Genomic DNA, 6,801 nt, shown 5'->3' on the forward strand with positions numbered 1-6,801 from the left:
CCCGACGACGCCGCGGACGACGCCCAGCTCCAGCAGGTCTGCGGGGCGCAGCCGGAGCTGGTCGGCGGTGGTCCCGCTCTCCCGCGGCGCCCGCTTCAGGATGGCGGCGGCCGCCTCGGGGGCGATGACGGAGAAGTAACTGTCCGGGGTGGCCCAGGTGTTGCCGGGCGCGGCCAGGGCGAGCGCCCCGCCGGAGCCGCCCTCGCCGACGAGCAGTGCCGTGACCGGCACCCGGGCGGTCGCCACGGCGCCGAACAGGTCCGCGATGGCCGGTCCCGCGCCGTCCCGCTCCGCGGCCGGGTCGTTGGCGGCGCCGGGGGTGTCGATCAGGGTCAGGACCGGCACGCCCAGCCGGTCGGCGAGCCGGACGAGCCGCGCGGCGGTACGGAAGCCGGCCGGGCGGGTGGCCGTGCCGAGCTGCGCGGCGTACGCCACCGTAAGGCCGTCCGGCCGCCGCCCGAAGCCGCACAGCATGCCGGGGTCCGTCCCGCCGCAGCGGTCACCGGAGATCTCCTCGCGCGCGGTGAAGCAGGCCGCGAGGTAGCGGTCGGCCCGCGGCCGGTCCGGGTGACGGGCCCGTGCCACGGCCTCCCGCCCCGACCCGGCGGGCGGCCGCGGCGCGCCCAGGGCGTGCGGGGGCGGCACGGGGCCGTCGGCGGGCCGGGTGAGCAGCGCCAGCCACCGGCCGAGGGTGCCGGCCAGGGCCTCCGGCGGTACGACGGCGTCGACGTGGCCGTGCGCGAACTGCGCCTCCGCGGTGTACGCGGCGGGGTCGGCGTCCGGCGGCCGGACGCGGGAGCCGGCGAAGCCGACCTGCGCGCCAGGCAGGGCGAGGACCACATCGGATCCGGCGCCGAGGGTCGCCCAGCCGCCGCCGGTGGCCGGGTCGCGCAGCACGGCGATCTGCGGCAGGCCGGCGGCCCGGGTGCGGGCCGACTCCCCGGCGAGGCGCTGGAGCTGGAGCAGCGCCCGCATGCCCTCGTGCATCCGGCTCCCGCCGGTGGCGAGGAGGACGACCACCGGCAGCCGGTGGTCACGGGCGTAGGCGTGCGCGGCGGCGGCCCGGGCCCCGGTCCGCTCGCCGATCGAACCGCCGAGGAACCGGAACTCGAACGAGATCAGGACCACCGGCACCCCGCCGACCGTGCCCGTGCCGCACACCACCGACTCCGACTCACCGGTCCGCCCGGCCGCGCGCGCGTGCGCCGCCCCGTAGCCGGGCCAGCCGATCGGGCCGTCACCGGTCAGCGGGCCCTCCGTGGCGGGGAAGGGGGCGAAGTCGCCGGTGACGAGGGCGAGTGCCTCGCGGGCCGTCAGCGGGTCGGTCATGCGGGGCCTCGTCACTCGTCGTTCGTCGGGCTGCCGGGGGAGCGGGGTGCTCATCGTTCGAGGTGCCGCTCCCACCGTACCGCCCGGTCCGCGCCGTCCCCCGCCCCTCTCAAGGCCCGTTCCAGCCGCTCTCCAGCGCCCCCCCGCCCGCCTCCGCGCGTGGGCGGGGCGTGCGGGGGCGGCGCCGTCGGGCGCCCGTGCGGTCAGGAGCCGCCCGGGGCCGCCGTTACGGCCCCGGCGGCGGGCTCCGGCGCGGCGGGGGCGTCCCGGCGCGCTCGGCGGCCGAACAGGCGGCGGGTCCGGGCGGGCCGGTCCGGCAGCCAGCCGAAGGCGAGGGAACTGCCGATCAGCCCGAGCATCATGCCGATGAAGAAGCCGCCCAGGTTGGAGGTGAGCCAGGTGCCCAGGGAGGCCAGCACGCCGACGACCGAGTAGAACAGCCGCTGGCGCGGGTTGAGGACGATGAGCAGGCCGCAGACCACCATGAGCAGCGGCAGGACGTAGCCCACGAGGCTGTCCGCCCCCGCCGCGAGGATCACGGAGATGCTGGCCCGCTGGCTGAGCAGGATCTCGGCGCCGCCCAGGGCCAGGGCGAGGCCGGCGCCGAACGGCCGCCGGTGCCGCCAGCGCCGGAAGGCCCGCCAGGGGTGCCGACGGCCGGACGCCACGCTCAGCAGCCCTTCGAGCTGAAGCGCATGTGCAGGTCGGGCAGGGTGAACCGGACGGCGGTCGTCGCATAGTTCTTCTGCCGCAGGTCCTTGAGCTTCACGGTGTCCGCCTGCTGGCCGAAGACGCCCAGGGGGCCCTTGACCGGAGGCTTCTCGAAGGTGCTGGCGTCGCCGCCGATCTCGATGTTGTCGAAGTCGGCGACCTTGCCGGAGATCTCGGTGGAGTCGGTGGTCAGGCCGGAGGCCTTGACCGGGGTGCCCTTGTTCCCCGCGGTGATGTGCAGGAAGGTGCCGCCGAGCTCCACGCTCTGGCACAGGTTGGTGAGTTCCGCCTCGCGGATCGCGGTCACGATGGTGAGGATCTGCCCACCGGTCTCGCCGGCGTTGGGGCTGCCCTCGGGCATGTTGTCGATGGCTCCGAACTGCCCGAACCCCCTTCCCTCCAGACGGTCGGCGGTGACGACGAACGGCATGCCGGAAATGGCGAACTGGGCGGCGAGCGCCCCTTGCGCGGTGAGGACGACGAGCGCGGCCGCGGCGGTGAGGGCGGGGACGCCCATCAGCGCGGCGCGCCGGAAGCGGACCCCGCCGCGTCTCGCGGAGTCGTCCGCGGGAGAGGGGGTGGGTGTGGGGTCGGGGCTGGTGCCTTCGGACAGGGCCATGCGGTGCTCCTGACATGAGTGAGGAAACAGACCTGCGCGGCTACGTCCTGGCGCGGACGGTCCCCCACCCGCCCGGGTCTTCCTCGTCGTACAGGGAGGCAGACGTGCCGCAGGGAACCGTCGCGACCGTACGACGTAGGTTACCGGCGGGTCAACTCCCGTGCACCGGACGGCTTCTGACGATCAAGCAGGAGTGAACGGAGCCACCACGACGTGGACCAGACTGTCCAGGAGCCGGGGCAGCTCCGCCGTCCGGCCCTCGTCCACCGCGCGGTGGACCGCCGCGTGCACGGCGCCGACCACGGTGTCCACCAGCTCGCCCCGCGGAACCCACGGCGGCCCCGGCGGGGCGTCGACGAAGAACCGTCGAAAACTGGCCAGAAGTTCCGCCCGCGCCCGGCGCCCCGCGGGCCCCACCGACTCCACCTCCACGACCATGGTGGCGAAGGCGGGCGCCTGCGCCAGGACGGTCAGCAGCACCCGCAGCCCGGCCCGTACCGCCGCCGGCCAGTCGGAGGCGCCGCCCTCCTCGCCGTACGCGCGCTCCATCGCCCGCACGACCACCTGCGTGCCGCCCCGGAACGCGGCCAGGACGGCGTCCTCCTTGCCGGAGAACAGCTCGTAGAAGACGGGACGGGTCACTCCGGCCGCCCGGCAGATGTCACTGATCCGGGCCCCCGCGTAGCCGTTCGCGGCGACCGTGCGGGCCACCCCGTCGAGAAGCCGCTCCCGCTGCCGAGAGGCCACCTGCTCGGGCGTGAGCCGGCGCGGGCCCGGGCGCAGCGAGCGCTCCGGTTCGCGTCCCGAGCGGGCCCCCGGCAGGACGAGTTCCTCCTCGGCTCCGCGAGCGCTCGTCATCGGCCACATCCTTCCGGGGTTGTTGACGTCACATACTCGACAGGATTACAACCCTCGTGGGTTTTCCTCTCGAACCGCTCGATGCTCCAGGTGCTCCGGACGGCCGCTCGCCGCAGGGCAGCGCGCTCCGCCCGCGGGCACCGCACCCGAGTATCACGCTCCCGCACAGCGCGCGAACACCGCTGCCGGACATCCGTGGCGCCGGATCCGTTCCGGTGGCGGCCGCGCACCCGTCCGTACCACCGCGTACCGCCGTACTCCACCCGTACCGCTCGTACCGCCGTACACCCCCGCACACCTTCGCGTACCCACCGCGACCTCGCACGCCCCGCGTGCCCCCACCGCGCTGGGCCGTGCCCCCGTGCGCCCCGGACCGGCCGGCTCCCCGGCAGACCCCGGCGCACCGCGCACCCCGTACTCCCCCCGAGTACCCACGCGCACCGCCGAGTTCCGCACACCCCCACCTCCATGGAAGGAACCCCCATGCACCAGCGCGCACTCCTCGCCACCGTCGGCCTCGCCGTCGCCGCCACCCTGGCCACCGCCACCCAGGCGGGAGCCTCCGGCAGCGTCCTCACCACCGGCTCCTCCAGCGGCCCGTCCGTCGCCGTCGGCGACGTCCTGACCGCCTCGCTGGTCTCCGGCACCAAGGCGCGGATCGCCACCACGCAGGGCGGCACCAGCGGCATCACCTGCAGCAGCTCCGGCTTCAGCGCCACCGTCACCGGCAACCCGGCGGCGCCCGGCACCGCCACCGAGACGCTCACCGCTCACACGCTCAGCACCTGCACCACCAACATCACCGGCGCCACGGGCGTCCAGAGCATCACGGTCAACAACCTGCCCTACAACACCGCCGTCACCTCCGGCGGCTCGCTCAGCGTGACGGCCGGCAGCGCGGGCCCGATCCAGACCACCCTCAAGATCAACACGATCCTCGGCCCGATCACCTGTGTGTACCGCGCGACCGGCCTCACGGCCGCGCCGTCCAACACCGACAACTCCCTCACCTTCACCGACCAGCTGTTCACCAAGGCCAGCGGCCCCGGCACCTGCCCGGCCAACGGCTACTTCTCCGCGAAGTACGGCCCCGTCGTCGACACCACCCAGGGCGGCGCGGCCGTCTTCGTGAACTGAGCGAAGGGGTCCGCCCCGTCCCGGACGCGGGGCGGGGCGGACCCTTCGGCGGCGGGCGGACCACAGCCGGCCGGCCCGGCCGGCGGCACCGCCCCCGGCGCCGGGCTCACGCCAGGATCCCGCTCCCGTGCGGCGCGTACAGGTCCAGCAGCCGGACCCGGGTCACCTGCAGCCGGTGGGCCAGGATCGACCCCACCCAGAACATCACCGACGCGCCGAACTCCGGATCGGAGTGACACATCGACCGGACGGCCGGCGCGTCGAACTCGTACGCCCGGACCGGGGTCATCGCCTCGGCGCCCGACTGGCAGAGGTACGGCGGGAACAGCCAGGACAGGCCCACCAGCTCCCCGTGGCGGAGCGTCTCGATCACGGGCGAGCCGCGGCCCGGCACCTTCGCGTCCAGGGTGATCGCGCCCGTCTTCACGATCCAGAACCGGTCCGCGCGCTGCTGCTCCTCGAACAACCGGTGACCGGACTCGAAGTGCACGTCCTCGGCGAAGGCCATCAGCCGTTCACGGTGCTCCGCGGGCAGCGTGCTGACCTTGGGTGCGGCAGAACTCATGGCGGACCTCCTCGGGCACTCGGCTCCCACCCCCAGTGTCCGCCGACCCGGCCCCCCGCGCAGACCCGCCCCCGGCCGCCGCCGACCCGGCGACCCGCGCAGGCCGCCGCGCACCCGCGCCCGAGGCCGCCGCGCACCCGAGCCCGCCGCCCTGGCGGCCGGGCCCGCCGGGCGGCGGGATCCGAACGGGCCGCGCGATCCGCCCCGAACCGGCCGTCCCGATCCCGGCGTTCATGGGAGAGACTGTGCGGGTGCGTGGACACCTCCCTGACGAGAACCCGGGATTCGTGGGGCGCCGCACGGAACTCAGGCGGATCGCCACCGCGCTGGCCGACCACCGCCTGGTCACCGTGACCGGCGCCGGCGGAGTCGGCAAGACCCGGCTCGCGCTGCGGGCCGCACACCGCGTCGCGGCCCGCTTCCCCGACGGTGCCTGGTGGGCCGACCTGACCCCCCTCGACGGCGAACGGCTCCTCGTCCCGCTCGTCGCCGACGCCGTCGACCTGTCCGACCACACCCCGGGCATGGCCACCACCGCGCTCCACCGCCGGCTCGCCGACGACCGCCTGCTCCTGGTCCTCGACTCCTGCGACCACCTCGCCGGCCCCTGCGCGCGGCTGGTCACGGAACTCCTGGGCGCGGCGCCCGGTCTCACCGTCCTCGTCACCGCCCGCCGTCCCCTCGGCGTCCCCGGCGAGCACGTCCTCACCGTCGACCCGCTGCCGGCCGCCGGCCCCGAGGCCCTGGAGCTGCTGCGCCGCGCCTGCGGCCGGGACCTGCCCGCCGACGGGGCGAGCGGCGAGATCTGCGCACGGCTCGAAGGCATCCCGCTCGCCCTGGAACTGGCCGCCGCGCAGATCCGCCTCCGGGGCGCCGAGGCCGTCCGCGACCAGCTCGGCACCCACCTGGACGCCGCTCCCGGGGAGGCGACCGGAGGGCGGTTCGCGCTGCTCGCCCACCCCGAGCCCGTCTGGCCGCGACGGCACCGGACCCTGCGCGCGGCCATCGGCTGGAGCCACGAGCTGGCCGAACCGCTCGAACGCCTCCTGTGGGCCCGTCTCTCCGTCTTCCGCGGTCCCTTCGACCTCGCCTCGGCCACCGCCGTCTGCGCGGGCGGTCCGCTCACCCCCGCCGCCCTGCCGGCCGCCCTCGACGGCCTCGTCCGCGCCTGCGTGGTCCGGCCCGCGGACCGGGCGGGCCGGCACCGCATGCTCGACACCCTGCGCGAGTACGGCGCCCTGTGGCTGGAGCGGCTCGGCGAGACCGCCGCCGTCGCCGACCGGCACGCCCACCACTTCCGCGCGTACGCCCGCGGCGCCGGACTCCTCGACGGCGACGGGGCCGGGGACGGGGCCGGGGCCGGGGCCGGGGACGGCCGCCCCGGACCGTCCCGCGACCTCGAGGCCCACCACACCGACCTGCGCACCGCCCTCGACCGGCTGCTGCGCACCGACTCCGACGCCGCCCTCGACCTGGCCGGGTCCGTCGCCTTCGCCTGGTCCTGCCGGGGCCGGCTGCGCGAGGCCCGCGACGGACTCGAACAGGCCCTGCTGCTGAGCGGCGCGCGCGGCCGGGCCCGCAC

6 protein-coding genes and 1 pseudogene are annotated in these 6,801 nt (G+C 76.0%); 2 read left to right on the forward strand and 5 right to left on the reverse strand.

Going from position 1 to position 6,801, the window contains the following annotated elements:
- The 4 genes from RIF68_RS22195 to RIF68_RS22210 form a co-directional block, all read right to left on the reverse strand.
- Positions 1-1,329: carboxyl transferase domain-containing protein (locus RIF68_RS22195; protein ID WP_309053041.1), on the reverse strand; the 1,329-nt coding region annotated here is incomplete at its 3' end.
- Between the two features lie 203 nt (positions 1,330-1,532).
- On the reverse strand, positions 1,533-1,997 hold the full coding sequence (locus RIF68_RS22200; RefSeq protein WP_309053042.1) for a DUF6114 domain-containing protein: 465 nt from the start codon (positions 1,995-1,997) through the stop codon (positions 1,533-1,535).
- 2 nt (positions 1,998-1,999) lie between these two features.
- On the reverse strand, positions 2,000-2,659 hold the full coding sequence (locus RIF68_RS22205; protein WP_309053043.1) for a DUF6230 family protein: 660 nt from the start codon (positions 2,657-2,659) through the stop codon (positions 2,000-2,002).
- A 183-nt stretch (positions 2,660-2,842) separates the two neighbouring features.
- A complete protein-coding gene (locus tag RIF68_RS22210; RefSeq protein ID WP_309053044.1) occupies positions 2,843-3,517 on the reverse strand; it encodes a TetR/AcrR family transcriptional regulator in 675 nt (224 codons plus the stop codon).
- Between the two features lie 483 nt (positions 3,518-4,000).
- On the opposite strand from RIF68_RS22210, the gene RIF68_RS22215 reads away from it, so the two are divergent.
- Positions 4,001-4,654, forward strand: coding sequence for a Tat pathway signal sequence domain protein (locus RIF68_RS22215; protein ID WP_309053045.1), 654 nt, complete (start codon positions 4,001-4,003; stop codon positions 4,652-4,654).
- Positions 4,655-4,760: 106 nt separating this feature from the next.
- Here the strand turns inward: RIF68_RS22215 and RIF68_RS22220 are convergent, their stop codons facing one another.
- Positions 4,761-5,219, reverse strand: a complete 459-nt coding sequence (locus tag RIF68_RS22220; protein WP_309053046.1) for a cyclic nucleotide-binding domain-containing protein — start codon at positions 5,217-5,219, stop codon at positions 4,761-4,763.
- Positions 5,220-5,452: 233 nt separating this feature from the next.
- On the opposite strand from RIF68_RS22220, the pseudogene RIF68_RS22225 reads away from it, so the two are divergent.
- Positions 5,453-6,801 (forward strand): annotated as a pseudogene (locus RIF68_RS22225) (regulator); the annotation flags it as partial.

The sequence above is a fragment of the Streptomyces sp. genome, assembly GCF_031178505.1.
Lineage (GTDB): Bacteria > Actinomycetota > Actinomycetes > Streptomycetales > Streptomycetaceae > Streptomyces > Streptomyces gulbargensis.

Coding starts and splice junctions, on each gene's coding strand:
- RIF68_RS22205 (WP_309053043.1), bottom strand. CDS start 2,659: ATGGCCCTGTCCGAAGGCACCAGCCCCGACCCCACACCCACCCCCTCT.
- RIF68_RS22215 (WP_309053045.1), top strand. CDS start 4,001: ATGCACCAGCGCGCACTCCTCGCCACCGTCGGCCTCGCCGTCGCCGCC.
- RIF68_RS22210 (WP_309053044.1), bottom strand. CDS start 3,517: ATGACGAGCGCTCGCGGAGCCGAGGAGGAACTCGTCCTGCCGGGGGCC.
- RIF68_RS22220 (WP_309053046.1), bottom strand. CDS start 5,219: ATGAGTTCTGCCGCACCCAAGGTCAGCACGCTGCCCGCGGAGCACCGT.